Here is a 21,119-nt window from a genome sequence, read left to right on the forward strand (position 1 = left end):
TGCTATCTTGGTGATCTCTTGCTTCTGTTCCATCATTGCATCTCTTTGAATCCCTGTCTCCCGAAATCTATTATGTCGAACGAAAACGTCAAGCCAAAATAAAATCTCCATTCCTTTCCGTATGTGGCGCTTCCATATGGCACTCCTGTCTGGTAGTCGCGGAGCTGGAGTGTGAATTTATCCAATCCGTAACAGGCGTCGAAAAAAATCGCCGTCGGAAAAGCGTAGAACGAGAACCCGCTCATCCTCAATTCCCCGCCTAAGTCTCTTCTGAATTTCGTGCCGGTCACGGTACCGCTCCAGCAATTTCCGACATCGCCGAAACCCGAAAGATAAACGTCGCTCAGATAGAATTGAAGTAGCTGCTTGTCGACATCTCTGAAAAGCGGATATCTGTATGTGAGGTTCAATGTGAGCAGCTTGTTCCCGCCAATTGCGTAAAACGGATAGCCTCTCATCCCGATCAGGCCGCCGGCGTAAAAATTGTAGAAGTCGTTTATTTGCGGTCCAAAGGTGTAACCGAGATGCAGTTTCGCAGCTAACGCGTCATCGTCCCTTAATAGTGGTACAGCAAAATAATTCATCAGCTCGGCCTGGAAAAAATTAGAAGGCTTATATATCGGGATGATAAGACTCGACGCCTCCAGACTATCACTTAGTTTGTTCAATGCTGCTGAGAATCTGAGTCTCGTTTTGACTCCGAGCGGATTGATCCAGGAATTCCTCGCAGGAGAGATCCCATCGAAATCGAACTGCGCATAAAAAGTTCTCCCGATGAAATAGACATATCCTAAAGATGACCACAGATATTCTGTCACGGTATCCTTAAATGCAGATTGTTCCACGTCATATCTATCGAAAGTAAATCCCAACGTCAAATTTAGAAAAGGAGAAATGATTTGTCCGCTGAACGCCCCATCGACCTCAATCAGATCGTAGGTAATCGCAACATTTGGAATCGTATCACCGCCGAGGTTAAAGGTTGCGGATGTCTGCCTCGTAAGATTGTACGCAGTTAAAGTAAACTTCGGAAAAATTCCAAGCGACGAGAGCCCCGGGATCCTGTCGTTGTAATCGAGCTGAAAAAAAATATCGCGCTCGAAAAGTTTGTTCAGTGTGATCCCGCCGAAAATGTCATATTTCCCGATTACATCCTCGGAAGTGAAATACAGGCCTCCTTTCAATTCATCCAGGAAGCTCACATGGGGATTATAGTTGTCGAATAGGAGCACAGGATAGAACGACAGGCTGGTCGTCCTGCTGCTATATGGCTTCGACACATAAGTGGCCATTTCTTCGGATGACTTCTCGTGAGGCGCATCTTGGGTTTGCGGAGCGATGCCTTGCGTATCCGTTGATTCTGCAATTTGCGATGCGGGTTCTATTTCTGCCTTGTATGCCGGCGGATTGGAAATCGGCGAAGCGCTCTCGATATCTGCTATTTTGTATCCATTCCATTGATACGAGGAACAAACAAGATCACCGCTTTTTGAAAACGTCGGCATGAACGCGCCTCCGAGGACATTCGTCAACGCTACTGTTGCTCCGCTGTAGAGATTCTCCTCATAAATATTGAATATTCCCGAACGATCGGATGAATAGACCAAACTGCTATCGTTGTCGGCAAAGATCGCATCGCGGGAGTCTTCGCCTCCCGGAGTCACAAATTTAACGGAGCTGTCCGCAAAACTATAAATGCCGATCTGCCGCGATGAGTCGACGGAATAATCGAACGCAATCTTCGAACCGTCATTCGACCAGCGGGTCGAGTAAATCTGCTCGCCGTTTCCATAGTCCGTTAATTTCTTAATGCCGGAAATCTTGTTCTCTGCAAGATCGACGTCGGCGCAAAACAGATTCAAGGTCCCGTCACTGCCGGCAACAAACGCGACTCTCCTGCCGTCGTGTGAAAGCGAAGAATACTCCGCCCGTGATCCGTCAGTCAACCTCTCTTCATCACCGGTGGTCAAATTGTACGAATACAAATCGTAAAGGTCGTCCCAGTGCGGGTTGTGCCGGTCCAGCTTTGAATAAACCAGATAATTCCCGTCCGGAGACCATGAAAGCTCGCTCGCCGTGTGATCGGTCACTTCTTTCTCCGAACTGTCAGCAAGATTGTACACGTAAATCGAGGAGGTTCCAAAATAATCATTATCTTTATTGGAGCAATAAGCTATCCTCTTCCCGTCGGGCGAAAACACCGGGAAGAGATTCGCGAATCCAACGTCACGGATAATTCTCCCTTGATGCAATGCCTCGTTTATTTTTTCCGTCCTCGTTTCGTAATTCTCTTCCAAAAATTTTTCCCACTCACCATAAACTTGCGTGCCCGATTTGCCAAGCACCTTCTTGAAAGCCTGATCGATCGATACTGCATCGATGGAGCTCATTGCATCCGACAGTTCTCTCAACACGCCGGACCCATACTTGCCCGCCAGATAATGAACAAACGCAAAACCCGCGTTGTATGTAGATTCATTGCCGAGGCTCGTCTTGCCGAACCCTCCCATTTCCTCCAGTGTAAGCATCTTATGATTTAAAACGTACATCCGCAAAATCATATCGCGGTGCGTGTCCCACGTGTCATGCTCAAAATTCAGATGTGGAACGTTGTACTGCGCGACCCCTTCTGCAAACCACGCCGGGACAACTATCCCGCTCAGCGGATAACTTACGACGACATTCGGATAACCGTAAAGAACATCCGGCCTTCTCTCCGCTTCGTATCCGAGCCACTGGAGATAAATTGCGGGGAGCTGCCTGCCAAATTTCATCGCGGTTTGCATCTGGACATCGTGGGTGAATTCATGCGTCACGACATCCCGCAGCCAATTGTGAGTGCCGCGGAGCGCGAAATCGAGGTTGGACGCCCAGATGTTGATCTTGTTATCGAAGAAATAAGTTTCGCCGTTCGAGTAATCGTCGTTGTCCCAGATGACAAAGGAAACTTTTTGTGTCGGCTCATGATGGTACAGAGAGGTTACAGCCGGGTACATTTGTTCTGCAATTTTTGCAACGAGCTGTGCGGTCCGCTCTTCGCCGTCGTGATAATCGATATAAAAATGTTTCGTCTCGATCGTGTGCCAGTTTAACTCGGGGTGAATGAACTCGTCCTGGGCAAAAGCTGCGTTGCAGGAGCACGAGGCAACGTATGCATAGAGAAATAGTGTAAATGAGAAACGATGGAAGAGTGGAGAAAACCCTCGGGACTTGTCACTCGGATGTTTCAACATTTTGATAATCTTGCGGGAAAGCAATTTCACTTAACGACGGCGATCTTGATGATTTTTACTTCATGGACCTTTGAAGAAATCGCTTCGACCCTCGCAAAGTAGACTCCGCTTTGCACTCCGGCAACATTCCAGTCAACCTCCCCGTAAGTCCCTCCTGTCCCGTTCGCAGTTGGGATATCAGCGACCTTGCTGCCGGCAAAGCTGTAAACGCTGATCGAAACCTGTGCATCATGGTTCAGATAAAAACGGATTTTTGTCGCCCCGTTTGTGACCGGATTGGGCCAGTTATAAACTTTCGGCATCAGACTAAGCGTATCGGTTATAGATGGCGGGATCGTTCGCGGAGCAGGCGCCTCGGTAATCGAGTTCGCGTGATTATTATCGCGGAGCAAATTCGCCCACAAAATGGAATTCGCCAAGTAGTTCCCTTTGAATGTCCAGCTGTACAAATATCCATCGAGGCCGATTGCATCGAGGTACAAATTCCCGCTCTGTGAGTCGTAAGCGAGCGCCGGACTTCCCGCAAGTCCGTCTCCGATGTTCACAGGAAAACCGGTGACAAGCTGTCCGGTCACACCGTTGAATGCGTAGATCGTCCCACCCTTTGTTCCGAAAATCACGTCGGCGGTATCGCCGGTCAACGCTGCGACCACGATAGAACCCACAATTCTATTTGCGTCTGGCGGTAGGACTTCACTCCCAACAGTAGAGATCGGAAAATGATTTAGTACGGCGCCGGTATACGAGATCGTGTAAACTTTGGTTTGCGTTGCGAAAATTATGTCGCGATTCCCATCGCCATCAAGGTCGGCAACGACTGGGCCGGAGATTATAGTGTCACCGGGGAAAGAAGTAAAGATTTTCTGAGAATTCCCACTCAAAGAATCGATATAAACGGAATTCAATGTCAGCCAAACCAGATAGGAAGAATTTTTCTGGAATAAGTTCGCAAATGAGATTCCGATTGGAACTTGAGGTACAGCCCCACCTATCGGGGACGCCGAAACATAAACAGAGCTCGATTGACTTGAAATATTGTCCAAATTCGCCGACACAATACGACCACCGAAGTTCAATACTACATTGCTTGTATCGATCGCTGCACACTGAGACAAACTGCTTACCGCTGAACTCACGTTAAGCGGCTCATCAACCGAATTCTTTACAGGAGGCGGATAAGCACGACTGCCAAGATATTTACCTTTTGAAGAAAACACGGTCACAGAATAGTCGTCCGGTTCCACCGAAATCACTTTTGCGCCCAATGCCAACAGGGGCAAGCCTGCTTCATACAAAGGTAAAGAGTCTTTTGTCGCAAAGATCATATCCGCCGTTCCATCATGGTCGTTGTCGTGATCTACCAATCCGTAAAACACTGAATCATCCATGGCGTACAGCGTGTCATTCACGCTCGAACCCGAAATAATCGGCTGAAATTTCCCGCCCACTTTCGAGAAGAATCCGGTCGAATCAAATCCGGCCGAACTCCCGTCCATATTGAATGTATACAGAGAGTCTCCGTTATTTGCGATAACCTGCAGTTTCCCGTCCGGGCTGATATGTCCGAATGTCGGGGATGAATTCTCTGTTGCTCCGTGAATATTTTTTGGAAAACCCGACGTGGCTGTGAAATTCGAGGCGATGGAGTCTACCGTTACATAAAATGTCATCAAGCTATCATGGCTACTGAAGTTTGTGACGTAGATATGTGAATTCGCTTCGTTGTAACCGTCGGAGTTCGGCAAAGAAAATGGGGTGAACCAATCTGCAAGCGGATCATCGGAACTGTAAGGATTGGCATGACGGGCGGGATTCCCATTGTACCAGAAATCGGCAAACGAACCATCATAGTAATTTCCGCCGAAGATCGTCTGGATGTATCTCCCGATTTCATTTGCGCCATGCGCCTCCATGACAGCGACTCCGCGATGAGCGGGATTTGCATTTACTGTGTTCGTCGACAGATTCTGGTCGATCACAGTTTGATCTATATGCCAAACTAAAATTCCGCCGAAGTATGTCGTGTCCTGCGGGAGCGCCCAATCGTATTCATCGGCATCTGTTACAACTCCGTTTATGTTCTTGATTTGCACACCGTCAAAATATCCCGACGCGGTCGCAAAAGTTATTTTCATCGTACTGTAACTGCCGTCGTAATAGCTCGTGACGTTTTCCCCGTCATGGTTCGCATCGCCTTCACGATTCTCCAGCAGGAAATACTCAGTCGAGCTGATCGGAATCTTGAGCGCAGAATATTTTCCCGTCGCATTCGCGTAAAGCTGGTATTGCGTCGCCTTCGATGGAGAGACTTCGGTGGGAGTTATCCACCCCAGATATGCCTTCTCCCATACGGATGGCTCTGGAGGGAAGATTCCGCCGTAAGAAAAAAATCCCTGGCCGTCCATCAAACCGAACCTGCCGATGCCTGTTACTCCCGTCTGAGTGTCGAACAAATCCGGCAGGCCAAGAAAACTGCCGAAGCTTGCGGCAAGAAGCCCGTTGATTCCAAGCCTCAGGCTATCAATGGGGAAATCTTCCCATTCAGGCATGATGATGGAATTATTGACATGAAAACTGCCGCCGTCGACAGACTGTCCTCCATATCCGGCACCGAACATTTGTGCGAGGCTCGTCAGGTCCAGGTAAATTGAAGGGATATCGTAAGGAAGCGGATCGTAGCCGATTGTCGCGGTGAAATCGATGTCATGGCCTGAGCCCGCATGAAATATCACGAAACATTGATACTGGCTGAACGGGAATGTTCCGTGGTACAGGGAATCCGCCGTGTGCCACGAATCTCGGAAGAGGAGTCCTAAGTTATTTCCGTTCCCCGATTTCGGAGGCGAATAGTATTTTATTTGATGAGGCAGCGTAACGACGGAATCGAGTACCGTGTAATTTATGCTGTCCTTCCCGCCTGAAACTTTGTTAAAATAATTTTTCAGAAAGAGGAGATGGTTCTCGAAATACGTTTTATCATGCGGCGGTGAATCGATTCCGCTTCCCTGGCTTATCACCAGCTCTCCGTTGCCGCTAGTCAATGTATCTCTATCCGTTTGGAACTGTACCATGATGGCAAGGACATTGTAGGTACCAACCGCCGGGATTTTTTGCGGCCGTGCACCATGTGCTGCGGCAAGAGGATGACTCAGCTCCTGCCCGTGCAAAAAATCAGCCCGAAAAAGCAGCGCCGCGGAAGCAATTACCACGGCGGTCGAAAATCTAAAAATCAGCTTGCCCGCCCCAATTCAGACCTAACGAAAAGCGAAGTTGATTTGATAAAGGATTATTCGGATCAAACGTGGATATATAACTGAAATCAAAATTGACAATTCCGAAATCAGTGATGTCATATCGAATACCGGCGCCAAATGTCATGAAGTCTCGCCCGCCAAAATTCGGATTTTCCCTGTAGTAGCCCCATCGAAGCGCGATGAGTCTCGGCTGACCGTACCAGTATTCCGCACCTAGGCTCAAGATAATTTCTTTCAAACCGCTGCCGTCGTTCCATGTAGTGATTAACGACTTTGGCAAAGGGTCGACGGTCCGGGGAATTGTGGTATCTCCCTGCACGATTACCGTATCCCCGATTCTTACGCGTACCATCGTCCTGCTTAAATCGAGGATGAAGTACAAATTGTTATAGTCACTTTTCAGCAGGTGAAGTGCAAGACCTGCCCTGAGATTTGTTGGAAGAGGATCCGCTTGGGCTCGATCGATATAATATAGGTTCGGACCTAAATTTGTAAGTGTTATACCCAAGCCGAGCCTATTATCAAAGTTTCCCACAAAAGGCAGATCGAGTTTCTGCGGCCTATACAATAATCCCAAATCGAAGCTGACATCGTTGGCAATACCCGATCCCTGCTCGTTCTCAGTGCCTACCGGTGATAGGTCGCTTCTTATGAAACGGAAGTTCACGCCGAGTCCAATGTCGTCGGAAATCTGGGTGCCGTAGCCAAGTGTAAGAGCGCCCTCGTAGGCATGCCATGTCCCGATCGGGGTGGGACCGCTTGAATTTGTCTGCGTGAACTCGCCCAGGTTAAAAAAAGTTATGCTTGCCGCGACACTGCCCGACCAGTCTTCTAAATAATGACTGTAACTGAAGAAATTATAATTCAAATCAGAACTGAACTCCGGCAGCCAAGGAGCTTCCGAAAGGCCTACGTTATCTCCTTTTAAAAAACCGAGTCCGCCGACGTTCCAGAAAATGGCAGAACCGTCGTCCGCCAAGCCTGTTCCTGTTTCTCCCATGCCGCCGGCCCGGGCGTCGGGGGAAATCAGAAGAAATGGGACAGCGGTGGTCTGCTGATTTTGCGAAAACGCATCTGAGTTCAACATTAGTACTACCATCGCAGCAACTGCCGCCAAAATAGTTGCCTTCATAACACATCACTCCTCAATTAGGGGTTTATAATAAAACGTTTCTAAAACACTTTCCACATCCATTTCCGACTGCAATCTTCGGAAAGCCCTCCATATCATCAAAATCGAACGCACGGAATCTCGCTTCGCGGCGACTGAATCACACGAGATATATGTTACCGTTCGGCTCATCTTAGGACCGCCATTTTTCCTATCGCCTCGCTGGTTTGCGATCCATCGACGGTCGACACAATCACTTTATAGAGATAAACGCCGTTCGCGAGACGGTTGCCGTCATCATCGAGACCGTTCCAGTCTATCTTTACGAACGTGTCGGTCAGCCCATACGCTTGAATTGTTTTAATCAATCTTCCACTCAATGTGAAAACTTTTATCTTCACATTAACCGGTTCTCCCGGCCCGCCGACAGCCGTTCTCTGAAATGTAAATGCAGTAGCATCCCTGAAAGGGTCGGGATAGTTGTAAACATTCATTAACGACAATTGCTGCGATGACTCCAAATCAAATGCCGCACTTGCCTCTGCTGAATTATTGAAGACATCGAATGCATCCACCTCAACCGAGTGTTTGCCGGTGGAAAGCGCCATGGTGACGGGGAAATTCACTGTACCATCTTGATAGGAGTCGACCGCTCCTACATAATAAGGACCGAGATCAACGGACTGCTGTCCATCGAAGGTTGCCTGCAAATTATGTCCGACTCCCGCGTCGGATAGATTAATTCCATTGTCAGAATGCAGATCGACAATCAAATTTGGTTTCTCTGAGACGACGTCGCCGTCTCTAAAATTCCGAGAGTCCAGATAAATTTTTACGGTTGGAGCCTTGTGGTCGTTCACCGCGTTCGTATCGGTCCCGCCCACGACGACATTTCTCGTGTACCCTATCCCATCCGAACCGTTCGCCTGAAAATACAGCTCTATTTTTCCTGTAATGTTGCTGTATGATATGTCTTTCGGTATCACGGCTTTTGCATCAAATGTTCCATCTTTGATCGAGATTTCTCCTCGGAAGAGTATAGAGCCTTGAGTACGATAAGTATAACTCAATTGCGGGATGTGAATGTTTTTGTCCGAATCATATATCGTAAGAAGAGCTGTGCCGTTGAAGTCATTCCAAACGGTTTTATCCGGGTGGTAAACCGTTCCTTTTATGTCAAGCTTGTCCAGTGCTCTTATCTGCTGCGTCTGCACCGTCAGAGATTTTCCGTTCAAACTGTCGACAGCCGCCTGGTATTTGGGCAAGGCCAATCGCACGGTAGGATCGCCGATATAATTATACTTTATGTCATTGGGATCAGAATAATAATCCTGCTTAGTCGCGAAGAAAGCGTCCCCGATCCGCGCCGCGTTTCGCAGACTATCCCTGGTGAACAAATGCTCAAAAAGATCTGAGTTCAGATCAGAATTTAGGTTCTCAAATGTAACCCTCGTCGAGCTCACTGCTCCTATTGCGCCGCCCTTTTGAGAATTAAGGAGAAGTTCAGCGCCGCTCTGCGTTGCGGGATCATCGTCTCTTCCAAAATCACATGTGGCGGTGACAAACAGTGCGAGGGTCGTCAGATTATTGAGTTGCGGAATTGTCACGTCGTTTTCAAAAATATGTGTGTAAGACCAAACGTCTGGAGCTCCATGACCCACAAAGTTTACAACAAGAGTCCCCTCATTGATCTGGTTCACGAGATCTGCCGCTGCATCGGGTTTGCGGATGCCCTGAGTTGAGACGATGGTTGGATATGAAATCAAATATATTTTCCGCCTGTCGAGATCCGGAGGCGTATATGTTAAATTATTTGCCAGATCCTCCGAATCGATCATGAAATCGGTAATCACACTGTCCGCAGTATTGTTATCGTGATCATCGCCGACGAATGTTACAAGATTTCTCCAACTGCCGTAGTTTGGATTTTGTTCATATTGTTGAATTTTGCTTACAATTGCGTTGGCATCCTGTTCGCTTCTTGCAGGCAGTCTTCCCAAAGACATAGAGATCCTCGAAGAGGTCAGGGAACCTTTGAAGTCTACGAAATAGTCGTCGGTGGCATAGCTATCAACCTGATCCAACGAATTATCCGATTCATAGGCTGGAACATATTCCGGGAGGCTGGCCACTTTGTTCTTATAATCATAAGTTCCGGCCCCGAAGAGAATGACGTAAGAAGGAATCTGCTGGTCATTTGAATAGACAAAGTTCAGATAATCTCGAATCGCGGTTGGGTCAGGAATTCCGCAAGCGAATTCATTGTATATATCCGTAGTTTTGACAACAATCGTTTTGAGCCCATCAAAACTCTGTTTGAAATTCGCAAGCTGGTTCGCTTGTGATAAAAAATCGGGCGGGGTAATGATTATCAGGTCCGTACCGGAAACCTGGCCGCGAAGATCGGAGTTCTGAATTTGTGAAATGCCTCCTGCGGTCAGAAAGCCGTTCTCGCCAACGGCATAAAATCGTTTCGATGCCCCGGCAGCTGTCTGGATGCCGAACGAAGCCGTCTCACCGCTGATTGAATCGGGCTGTACCATGCTAACATTGGCAAAATCTGTTACATCGAAGACTCTTACGTTATTGCTGGAAAATCCCTGGACGGAATAATATACTGCGGCATTCGTGTCGGGAGCGTAGAAATTCAGGGCATCATTGAGCGCCTGAAATCTCCTTTTGTAAAAAATCTCGAACCAATCGACGTATCCTTTAGCTAACTGAGAATCCGAGTCATAAACGATTTTCAAAGCGCTCATATCATTCAAAAGATTTCCGGTGCCCGTGTAATCCGGCGTAGACACGGCTATAGCATAAGGGCCTTGATCGCTGTATGGACCTGTAATATCAACAACGCCGCCGTTAATTGTCCCCAGCTGAGTTCCGGTAGAGTTTTCATAAATGGTGAACCAGTTTGCCTCGTCGCTTCTCGACGCAAAACTCAGCCTGTACGTAATGGGCTGCGTCGGGTCCAATCCGTACAGCTTGTTAAGATATTCGACTGTGTTGACGCCTGCATTATCTTGTGTTGACTTTTCAAGGATCGCACCGTACCAATCTTTGCCGGAACCTTGAAGGTTATAAAGTTCACTGTCCGCAGCAACCATCGACGTGAAATCTTGAGGCATATAGTATGACGATGAATGATAGCTTGGAGCTATCTGCATCCGCTTTCCGGCCTGCCCGCCATAGGTCATGAAGTAGTAGTTTGTCTCAGTATAATAGTTCAGGTAATGATGGTATGTGTGTGCTGATGGATCGTAAGTCCATTCTCGCGGCGATTTTCCGTAAAATAATATGTAATCGGCGGGTTCAAAATTGTCCGTGCCGTCTGAATTTCCATTGAAAACATATATTGCGTTCTCCATGATATCGGCAGGCCGGGGGGAGTCCGGAGGCTCCGGCAATGCATCTCCGCCGTCGTTAAAAATTCTGATCGTGTTCAAATGGATACTGTCAACGGGAATTTTTGCGTCTCTCAGATTCTGATAAGTGAGCCTGTAAATTCCGCTCTGGGATATCGAAAGGCTGTACCATGGCCCTTGGGCAAGAACACTTGAGGTTTGAATTTTCTGAAATTGATTCCGAACGCTTCCCTTCACGATCGCATTTCGCACCTGCGAATAATTAACCAAACTCTCTAACAGCAACCGATCCGTACCGACTGCCTGGGCTGTAATGCCTGAGCCTGTCGAAGCAACTTGAAACACGACCCTTTTCAAAACCTTGTAGGAACCTGTTAGACTGTCATATAAAAAAGGATAGACTCTTATCATCGATACAAGATGCCGCCGTTGTTCAGACGGTGCGTCGTAGGAGACAAACTCAGATGCCGCGAACAACGCCCGTGCCGACGGCAGGCCGGAACTGCGCACAGGCCGCATCATGGAACGCGTCGAGTAATCCGTCTGAACTATTCGGACATTAATTTGTCGGGAAAAAACCCCGACCATGACCGGTATGAACGTCTTGAGGTAGCCTGAGGAACTCACTTCCGGCACCGCATGATCAAACAAAAGCTTCAAATATGAAACTCCGCCTTGTTTAATTGTATCGGCACCGAACAAATCGGGAGTCACTTCGATCAGTGTTGAGCCGGCTCCTTCCGACAAAACCCGCATGTCCTGAGCAAAAGATAGTTGCGCAATGGCAGATGCCAGAAGAGCGTACGCGATAATTTGTGTTTTCATTCTCCAACAATAAAAAAGCCGAATACAGACCCTTGCACCGTATTCGGCAAAAAGTTCATCAAAGGTCTATCACAGCACTTATTTTAAACCTTTAACGAACTTTCTATAAAATCTTTCCTTCTTGTATTTTTAAAATATAGCAGGAATATGAAACTCTGTCAAGGCGTAACGGATTTATCTCGACCCGGCACACAGCTCTTGAATGGCGTCCCCAAGGGGATTTGAACCCCTGTTACCGCCGTGAAAGGGCGATGTCCTAGGCCACTAGACGATGGGGACAAAAAGCTCATAGTTTATAGCTCGCGGTCAAAAATTCCTGGCACAAGCTATTTGAGGAGTGCCTTCTTCAGAAAATAATTTAGAAGTCCTGAGCCGAAATTACAAGGAATCTTCAAGCCGAATGCTACATTCTATGACTAATGACCAGTGCGCCGCCCAGGCTGTCATGATCCGCTATTTCAGATTCGCATTCAAGAAAGCGAAAATATTCTCCCATGCTTCTGCCGTCTGCGTTTCATTATATACCGACGGATTATTGGGATTCATAAATGCGTGGTTAACGCCCGGATAAACGTGAAACTCGATCTTCTTGCCCGCTGACTGCATAGCTTTCTTGAATGCCTCGCCCATTTTGGGCGTATATGTTTTGTCTAATTCCGCAAAGTTGCACAGGACAGGGCAATTGATCTGGCCGACAGCTGCGGCGGTCGTGTCAACGTTTCCATAATCGATGACGCAAGCCGCCAGCTTCGGAAGCAACGTCGCAGCTTCAAACGAGTAAGAGCCGCCCATGCACCAGCCGATCACTCCGATCTTAGCAGTGTTAACATTCTCAATGGAAGCAAGATATTCGAATGCGGCTTTGAGATCCATCGCGCCTCGCTCTTTCGGCACCGACACCAACAATTTGTAAGCATCCTGCGGCGTCGAAGCAAGCGCTCCACGATATAAATCTATTGCAAGTGCGACATATCCTCTCGCAGCAAAATCTCTCGCATCCTGTTTCATCCAGTCTGTCAATCCCCACCATTCATGGATAACAATCAACGCCGGATGTTTTCCGGCATCAGCCGGTTGGGCAAGATAGGCAGAGACGGTGTCGCTCCCGCTGACGTACTGAACTATGCTCGTCTTTATTTCAGCCGCATCGGCCAGCGAGACAAAGACTACACAGACAAACACAATGACTCCCTTCATCGATTCCTCCTTTTTGATAACTACGAATTATCCATTCGCGCTGTCATTCGCACGCGGATGGATTCGCTCTCACTATCCGGTAATTGCTGATTACTGCTCAATGGTAACAAAAAATTCAGTTCTGCTCCAAAACTCTCGTGATCTTATCGACCAGCATCGACTTCGGTACTGCGCCTACGAGTTGTTCCGCAACTCTCCCTCCGTTAAAAATCAGGAGTGTCGGAATGCTCATTATGCCGAACGTCATTGCGATTTCCTGGTTGGCATCGACATCGACTTTGGCAACCTTCAATTTGCCGTCATACTCCGCGGCGAGCTGTTCCACAACAGGGGCGATCATTTTGCATGGACCGCACCATGCTGCCCAGAAATCTACCAGCACAGGCAGATTACTCTTTACGACTTCGGATTCAAAATTTTGCACATTTACAACGACGGGTTTCATTTAATTTCTTCCTTCAGAATTTTTTAAATTATTTTGCCTCCACCCGGAAGTTGCCAGTCTCGGACTCCGCATGAAATGAGATCTCGCCCGTTCAAAGACCAGACAGAAGCGTTAACCTGTGATCACGAAATTAATCTCACGTTTTCCTTTCCAAAAAGGCCGAACAGTGCATCCACAAATTTCCGGTTAGGATCCACCGACTTATTCGATCTGAAAATTTTTGGCTTCCCATTTTCACTGTTAACGCTAAAGAAGATGGAACAATTCCCGGTAGAGTAATTCCCCAGCATCTCCTTCAGCGAAACCAGACCCTCTTTGGAGTTGTCGCTTCTGTCAATAGAAACCGCTATACTTTTTGTCAGCTTTCCTGCGGCTTCTTCCATTGAGATTGCCTCGTTTGCCATAATGCGGACCGAGTCGCCATTTGATTCAGCCTTACCCGAAACCAGGACGATGGAATCGGCAAACAGCACGCCTTGATATTTTGAATATGCATCGGAGAAAAAAATCACATCGCCCTTCCCCGTAAAATCTTCCAGCTGGACGAAGGCCATGGTGTTACCTTTCTTGTCGATCTTCCGCCGGACATCGACCACAATCCCGGCCGCTTTCGCGCTCATCCCCTCGACTATGGAGCTTGAATCGCCAAGGCGAACATTTGTAAATGAATTGTATTCCTGCTCGAATCTAAGAAGCGGATGTCCGGATATATATACGCCGATCAATTCCTTCTCGCGATTTAGTTTCTCCCCCTGGCTCCATTCTTCAACCATCGACAGCGACGGATAATTTACAAGTTTCTTCTGGTCTGCGCCCAGAATATCGAAAAGAGATGATTGGGAACTTGACTTGCTCTCCTGTATCGACTGGCCGAACTGTGATATGGTCTCGAATGAATTATATAATTGCGCCCGCCGGTGTCCCATGGAATCAAACGCGCCGGCTTGGACAAGGCTTTCAAGCGCCCGCTTGTTCACGGATTTCATGTCGACACGGGAGACGAAGTCGAAAATATTTTCGAATTTTCCTCCGTCATTTCTTGACCGGATTATTTCCTCGGCTGCGCCGACTCCGACATTTTTTATCGCGCTCAGTCCAAATCTCAGCTTCCCTTCGGTCACCGAAAAATCGGCGAGACTCTCATTCACATCCGGCCCGAGTACGGTGATTCCGAGCTTTCTGCATTCGGCCAGAAGGAGGGTGGTCTTGTTCAGGTCGCCTATTTCGCTCGTGAGCGCTGCCGCCATGAACTCCGGCGGATAATAAGTTTTCAGATATGCGGTCTGGTAAGCGAGGACCGAATAGGCAACAGCATGAGATTTATTGAACCCGTATGAAGCGAACTTATCTATCAAATCGAAAATTTCTCCGGCGAGTTTCCTATCGATAGAATTCTTGATCGCTCCTTCGACAAAAAGTTTTTTCTGCTCCGCCATCAAGATTTTGTCTTTCTTTCCCATCGCACGGCGCATCATATCTGCCTGCGCGAGCGTGAATCCTGCAATCGCGCTCGCTATCTGAATCACCTGCTCCTGGTAAACCATGACACCGTAAGTCGGCTTAAGGATTTGCTCCATCTTAGGATGCAAATATTCTATCGGCTTCCTTCCGATTTTCCTGTCGATGAAATCTTCTATCATTTCCATCGGGCCGGGTCGATACAGTGCATTCATCGCGACGACATCGTCCATCGAGGTCGGGTTCAACTTCTTGAGGTACTCCTGCATCTTGGAACTTTCAAACTGGAACACGGCAACAGTCTGCCCGGCCGCAAAAAGCTCGTAAACTTTCGGATCGTCGTAAGGAATCCCGTCAAGATCGATTTCCTTTCCGTGATTTTCTTTGATCCGGCGGAGAGCGTCTTCAATTACGGTCAGCGTCCTCAGCCCTAAGAAATCCATCTTGAGAAGACCGATCTCCTCGAGGCTCTTGTACTCATACTCGGTGATGACTTCCGTCGAGGGCGTCTTGTAAAGCGGCACATAATCGGTAATTTTCCCGGGAGCGATCACGACTCCGGCGGCGTGCGTACCGACATTCCTGTTGGTCCCTTCGAGCACCAGCGAGTATTCGATAAGCTGTTTTATCTTCGGGTCGTTGCTCTCTTTCACCCAGCGAAGCTCGGGGATCGTATCGACCGCTTCGCGAAGCGGCGTGACCCGACCAAGGATAACGGGGATTTGCTTCGTGATAGATTCAGTCGTCGAAAGAGAAATGCCGAGAACTCTTCCAACGTCTTTTAGGACGGCCCGCGAAGAAAGGGTTCCGAAGGTGACGATCTGGCACACCGACTCCTCTCCGTATTTTCTCTTGACATAATCGATGACGAGATTACGTTTGTTGTCGGCGAAGTCGATATCGATGTCCGGCATCGAGACGCGATCGGGATTCAAAAATCTTTCAAAGAGAAGACCATACTTAAGCGGATCCACGTTCGTAATCCCGAGCGCATACGACACGATACTTCCTGCCGCACTTCCCCTCCCGGGACCGACGCGAACGCCCATCTCACGAGCACTGTTTATGAAGTCCTGCACGACGAGAAAATATCCCGCAAATCCCATTTTCTTTATGACGACTATTTCATGGTCGAATCTTTTTCTAATATCAGGACTGATTTCGCCGTAGCGTTTGGTTAAACCGTCGTAGGCTAACTTCTCAAAATAATCTTCCGGACTCGACACCCCGGCATCTGCAGGTATCGGAAATCGAGGCATCAAATCTTTTTTCAGCTCTAATTTCAAATCGCACTTATCCGCAACCTCCAATGTATTCTCTATGGCACCCGGCCCGAAATCATAGTCCGCGAATGCCCTTTCCATTTCCTCCTGACTCTTGAAATAAAATTCCGGAACTTTATACCGCAGCTCTGTGGGATCCTTCGTGCCGTTGCTGGACTGAGAGATATTCAGCAGAATATTATGCGGAATCGCATGTTCCTTTCTTAGATAGTGGCCGTCGTTCACCGCCACCATTTTCACCCCGATCTCCCTCGCAATCTTCGGAACGCTTGCGAGCACCCGTTTCTCTTCGTCGAGACCGTGGCTGTGAACCTCCAAATAATAATCTTCACCAAAGACATCTTTATATTTCAGGGCGGCTTTTCTCCCGCTTTCGATATCTCCGTTGACTATCGGCTCAGATACCGGGCTGCTGAGGCACCCGCTCAGCACGATCAGTCCATCATGGTTTTCCGATAAGAGATCGAAGTCTACCCTGGGCTTGTAGTAATATCCTTCCAGATGTGCGATGGAGACCAGCTTGATGAGATTTTTATAACCTGTATAATTCTTCGCAAGAACCGTCAGGTGGTTGTATTCGTTTTTTTCGTTCCGCTTTCCCTTGGCGACATACATCTCACACCCAATTATGGGTTTGATACCAGCCTTCTTCGCAGATTTATAAAACTCAATCGCACCGAACAGAACCCCGTGGTCGGTCAAGGCGAGCGCGGGCATTTTGAACTCGACTGCGCGAGCAATCATGTCATTGATCTGGGTCGCGCCGTCTAACAAGCTGTAATGCGAATGATTATGAAGATGAACAAACTGCTGCATATTAATTCATTAAAATAGGATAAAGTGTAAATTCGGTTATCGTATAATTGTCGAAAAGTGTGCGGAAATAAAGATCGACATTGTCGAACGGACTGTAAATCTCGATCGTGTGCCACCCTGCTGCAGCAGAAATAGAAGGTGGAACATAATTCATTTCCTCGTCGTCAAATTTCAGCGTCGGCTTTCGTGTGCACCCGACGCAGCTTATCGACAAAGATGGATCATATGAAAACTGCGTACTCTTCTCCTGCTGTGCCATGAAAAACGTTTTGCCGTCCACGTTCAAATAATTGTTGGCAACTTGGATCGAAACCGAGTCGCCTCCTATCAAATATAGCGGTAATCCGCGAACCCACATGCTCGCCCCGATCACATCGACATAGAACCATCCAGGCGAGACACCTTTCGCCAACACTCGTGAATGTCCGTGGCGGATTGAAATCCTATATGAGCCGCTCAGATCAAAATCAAAATCAATTTTAGAATCAACAGTAAAAATAGTTTTCGTTGTGTCGAACGGGTTCACCACGTAGTTATTAGAAACTCTGGAAAGGCCTATGCTTATCGAAGGTCTCAAGAACGCGCATGAAGATAATCCCAGAGAAAGAGCCGCCACAAATTTTAAGAAAGTAGTCATCTCACCACTGACATGAATTTAACACATAATTCGACAACTTTTCTAACGGTTTCTGCAAATTTTCAGACACTTGTGTTCATGACAAGCAACTTCGGTTCGGTCATCTCGTTGATCGCGTATCGGACACCCTCTCGACCGAAGCCCGAATCCTTGACGCCGCCATACGGCATGTTGTCAATCCTGTAAGTCGGATAGTCATTTATTATGACGCCGCCGACTTCTATCTCGTCGAAAGCGCGGAAGATTTTCCGTGAGTCGTTGGTAAAAATTCCCGCCTGGAGTCCGAACCGGGTATCGTTGACCTTTTGGATCGCTTCCTCGAAAGCAGAATATTTATCCAGGACCGCAACAGGCGCAAATGCCTCCTCGCAATAAAGACTGATATTTGTGGGTACGTTTTCGAAAATGGTCGGCTCGATGACATTTCCTTCCCTCTTGCCGCCTGCCAACAGTTTTGCACCGGCGCCTTTTGCCTCTTCAATCCAGCTGAACGCACGATCTGCTTCACCATGGCTTATCATCGGCCCCACGACCGTGTCATCATCAAGCGGATTACCAATTTTCAATTTCCTGGTCTGCTCTACGAACAATTCCCTGAACTTTTCGTACAAATCTTTATGCACGAAGATCCTCTGCACCGAGATGCAAATTTGCCCCGCGTTTGAGAATGCTCCAATAGCCAGTCGCTTCGACACAAAATCAAGATCGGCATCAGGCTCGACAACGGCGGCAGCATTTCCACCTAATTCAAGCAAGACTTTTTTCTTGGGTACCTTCGATTTTAAATGCCATCCAACTTTCGGACTTCCTGTGAAGCTGAGCATCTTCACGCGCGGATCAGCGGAGAGTCTCTCTGCAATTTCATTGCTGCAAGAGACAACGTTGACCGCACCTTCAGGGACACCGGAGTCAGAGAAGATGCCGGCAAGCAAAATTGAAGTGATCGGCGTTTGTGGAGGGGATTTGTGTACCACAGTATTTCCCGCCGCGAGTGCCGGAGCGATTTTATGGGCAACGAGATTAAGCGGAAAATTAAACGGCGTAATGGTCGCCACGGGACCTATCGGGTAGCGCTTTACTATTCCCCATCGGTTCTCGGAGCCGGGTGCAATGTCGAGGGTTACAACTTCACCGGAAATTCTCGTGGACTCTTCGGCTGCAATGGAAAACGTCAGGACGGCCCTGTCAACCTCAGTCCTGGTATACTGGATCGGCTTGCCGGATTCCAACGTCATGGTACGGGCGATCTCTTCTTTCCGGCTCCGGAGTTGATCCGCTGTTCTTCGTAAAACTTCCGCGCGTCGGTAGGCCGGAAGCCTCCGGGTTGTTTCAAATCCTTTTTTGGCGGCGTCGACGGCCTCCCCGATCTCGACCTCCCCGGCCTGGAACACCTCGCCGACAAGGGAGCCGTCATAAGGATTGGTCACGGCCAAACGATCTCTCGTCTCAATCCATTTTCCGCCGATAAACAGTTTATATTCCACAGCGTGGTCCCTTAATTATAACCATCCGCTAACGTCGGGCGTTTTTACAAACGCGCCGGAACCTAAACACAGCCGGATACGCAGTCAGATTTTCAAAAAGCCTTTGACTTCATCAAGCACGTCCGACGCTGCGACAACTTTTCGCTCGCCGGTCTTCCTAAACTTCAATTCAATTTTTCCCTGCTTCAAATTTCTCTCGCCGACAATCACCTGCACAGGCATTCCGAGAAGATCGGCATCCTTGAATTTGAATCCCGGACTTATGCCCTGCCTGTCATCGTAAAGAATCTCTATGCCTGATTTCGAAAACTCTCCGTATAGATTTTCCGCCTCCTGAACTACTTCTTTGTTGTCCATGTTGACGGAAATCAAGTGTACCATAAAAGGCGCAATCGACTTATCCCAGATTATCCCATCCAGATCGTGATTCTGTTCGATGTGGCAGGCTATGATTCTTTCGACTCCTATGCCGTAGCTCCCCATGACGATCGGCTTCTCCGTTCCGTCTTCATCCAGATAATTCGCGTGAAGCGAGACGGAATACTTAGTACCAAGTTTGAAAATGTGGCCGATTTCGATCGCGTTTACGATCCGCAGCTTTCCTTTGCAATTCGGACACGGCTCGCCCGCGTCGATCGTTCGCAAATCATAATAAGCTTCCACCTTTGTGTCGCGCTTCAAATCGATGTGTGTGACATGATAATCGTCCTTGTTCGCGCCGCTGATCAGTTCGTTAGCGCCTTCGAGCCGTTTGTCCGCGATTATTTTAAATTCCCGCAGACCGATGGGGCCAATTGAGCCCGCATTTGCGCCGGTATATTTCGCAAGTTCTTCGGGTGCCATCGCGGATGCATTCTTTCCGATTGCGGTAAGAAGTTTCGCCTCGTTCAGCTGGTCGTTGCCGGACATCAGGATCAGGACAGGGGTGTCATCGACTTTATAGACAAGAGATTTGGCAAGTCTCTCAGTAGAAATCTTCAAGAATTCGCCGAGCTGATCGATGGTCTTGATATTCGGCGTGTGAATTTCTTCCGGCATCTCAGAGCCATCGATCCTTCCAAGCGGCGCTACAGCGCTCGATGCTACTTCAAGATTTGCGGCATAGCCGCAATTATCGCAAAGGGCACAAGTGTCTTCCCCATCGGGTGATTCGACCATAAATTCCTGCGAACCCGTACCACCCATCGCACCGCTCGATGCACCGACGATAAAAAATTTCAACCCGCTCCGCGAATAAATTTTTTTGTAAGCCTCTTTGTGAAGCTCATAACCTTTGTCGAGATCCTCGAAACTCCTGTCGAAGGTATACGAGTCCTTCATGAAAAATTGCCTTCCGCGGATAACGCCCGAGCGCGGGCGCGGCTCGTTCCTGAACTTCGTCTGAATCTGGTACCAGATTTTCGGCAGGTCGCGATACGATTTGATATTGTCTTTGGCGATCGTCGTGAAAACCTCTTCGTGCGTCGGTGCAAGGACAAAAGGACGATTCTTAACATGAAACAGGGTATCTCCGAACGACTCGACTCTTCCCGTCTGCTCCCATATCTCAACGGGATTGAGTGCGGGAAGCTGGAACTCCTGCCCGCCGATAGCGTCCATCTCCTGCCGTATAATTTCCATGACTTTCTTCATGACACGCCAACCGAATGGAAGCCATGAATAGATTCCGGCCGACAGAGGGCGAATCAGTCCGGCCCTCACCATCAACCGGTGGCTCGCCATGGTCGCGTCAGCAGGATTTTCTTTCAGCGTAGGAAGAAAGTATGTGCTAAGTCTCATTTCAGTTGTCTGCTTTCAGCTCTCAGGTTTTAGGATTTTCCCGAAGGGATTCCTTCGGAAAGAGTTTCGAATTTGTTTTTGTGCCCCTGGCGTGACTCGAACACGCGACACAGAGTTTAGGAAACTCTTGCTCTATCCAACTGAGCTACAGGGGCAGGAATCCTTTACTAATTTATTTCTTCGAGGGAAGATTTACAATTGACGAAACGCTTGAAATCTGTCTCCCAAAACA

Annotated in this window: 10 protein-coding genes and 2 tRNA genes; all 12 read right to left on the reverse strand. The window is 48.2% G+C overall.

The features are described 5' to 3' along the window. Window positions 1-32 precede the first annotated feature (32 nt). The 12 genes from VLX91_11960 to VLX91_12015 all read right to left on the reverse strand — a co-directional run bounded on the left by VLX91_11960 (window position 33) and on the right by VLX91_12015 (window position 21,042). On the reverse strand, window positions 33-3,263 hold the full coding sequence (locus VLX91_11960) for a hypothetical protein (protein HUI30923.1): 3,231 nt from the start codon (window positions 3,261-3,263) through the stop codon (window positions 33-35). Beyond that, a complete protein-coding gene (locus VLX91_11965; GenBank protein HUI30924.1) occupies window positions 3,260-6,442 on the reverse strand; it encodes a T9SS type A sorting domain-containing protein in 3,183 nt (1,060 codons plus the stop codon). Before VLX91_11965 ends, VLX91_11960 begins: the two co-directional genes overlap by 4 nt. 13 nt (window positions 6,443-6,455) lie before the next feature. After that, a complete protein-coding gene (locus tag VLX91_11970) occupies window positions 6,456-7,619 on the reverse strand; it encodes a PorV/PorQ family protein (protein HUI30925.1) in 1,164 nt (387 codons plus the stop codon). Between the two features lie 167 nt (window positions 7,620-7,786). After that, a complete protein-coding gene (gene porU / locus VLX91_11975) occupies window positions 7,787-11,788 on the reverse strand; it encodes a type IX secretion system sortase PorU (protein HUI30926.1) in 4,002 nt (1,333 codons plus the stop codon). Between the two features lie 203 nt (window positions 11,789-11,991). Next, window positions 11,992-12,067: transfer RNA gene (locus VLX91_11980), tRNA-Glu, on the reverse strand. 174 nt (window positions 12,068-12,241) lie between these two features. After that, window positions 12,242-12,985: a dienelactone hydrolase family protein gene (locus tag VLX91_11985; GenBank protein HUI30927.1), complete on the reverse strand. Its 744-nt coding sequence runs from the start codon at window positions 12,983-12,985 to the stop codon at window positions 12,242-12,244. 115 nt (window positions 12,986-13,100) lie between these two features. Beyond that, on the reverse strand, window positions 13,101-13,430 hold the full coding sequence (trxA, locus tag VLX91_11990) for a thioredoxin (protein HUI30928.1): 330 nt from the start codon (window positions 13,428-13,430) through the stop codon (window positions 13,101-13,103). Between the two features lie 122 nt (window positions 13,431-13,552). Beyond that, on the reverse strand, window positions 13,553-16,987 hold the full coding sequence (dnaE, locus tag VLX91_11995) for a DNA polymerase III subunit alpha (protein ID HUI30929.1): 3,435 nt from the start codon (window positions 16,985-16,987) through the stop codon (window positions 13,553-13,555). Between the two features lies 1 nt (window position 16,988). Further along, window positions 16,989-17,624, reverse strand: coding sequence for a hypothetical protein (locus VLX91_12000; GenBank protein HUI30930.1), 636 nt, complete (start codon window positions 17,622-17,624; stop codon window positions 16,989-16,991). A gap of 62 nt (window positions 17,625-17,686) precedes the next feature. Continuing rightward, the gene (locus VLX91_12005; protein ID HUI30931.1) at window positions 17,687-19,108 is read right to left on the reverse strand and encodes an aldehyde dehydrogenase family protein; all 1,422 of its coding nucleotides are present in this window, start codon (window positions 19,106-19,108) and stop codon (window positions 17,687-17,689) included. An 84-nt stretch (window positions 19,109-19,192) separates the two neighbouring features. Beyond that, complete coding sequence (locus VLX91_12010; protein HUI30932.1) at window positions 19,193-20,887, reverse strand: proline--tRNA ligase; 1,695 nt, start codon at window positions 20,885-20,887, stop codon at window positions 19,193-19,195. Window positions 20,888-20,968: 81 nt separating this feature from the next. Continuing rightward, window positions 20,969-21,042 (reverse strand) — tRNA-Arg (locus tag VLX91_12015). Window positions 21,043-21,119: the final 77 nt, after the last annotated feature.

The sequence above is a fragment of the Candidatus Acidiferrales bacterium genome (assembly GCA_035515795.1).
In the GTDB taxonomy this organism is placed as follows: Bacteria; Bacteroidota; Ignavibacteria; order Kryptoniales; family JAKASW01; genus JAKASW01.

Coding starts and splice junctions, on each gene's coding strand:
- VLX91_11985 (HUI30927.1), bottom strand. CDS start 12,985: ATGAAGGGAGTCATTGTGTTTGTCTGTGTAGTCTTTGTCTCGCTGGCC.
- VLX91_11970 (HUI30925.1), bottom strand. CDS start 7,619: ATGAAGGCAACTATTTTGGCGGCAGTTGCTGCGATGGTAGTACTAATG.
- dnaE (HUI30929.1), bottom strand. CDS start 16,987: ATGCAGCAGTTTGTTCATCTTCATAATCATTCGCATTACAGCTTGTTA.
- trxA (HUI30928.1), bottom strand. CDS start 13,430: ATGAAACCCGTCGTTGTAAATGTGCAAAATTTTGAATCCGAAGTCGTA.
- porU (HUI30926.1), bottom strand. CDS start 11,788: ATGAAAACACAAATTATCGCGTACGCTCTTCTGGCATCTGCCATTGCG.
- VLX91_12000 (HUI30930.1), bottom strand. CDS start 17,624: ATGACTACTTTCTTAAAATTTGTGGCGGCTCTTTCTCTGGGATTATCT.
- VLX91_12010 (HUI30932.1), bottom strand. CDS start 20,887: ATGAGACTTAGCACATACTTTCTTCCTACGCTGAAAGAAAATCCTGCT.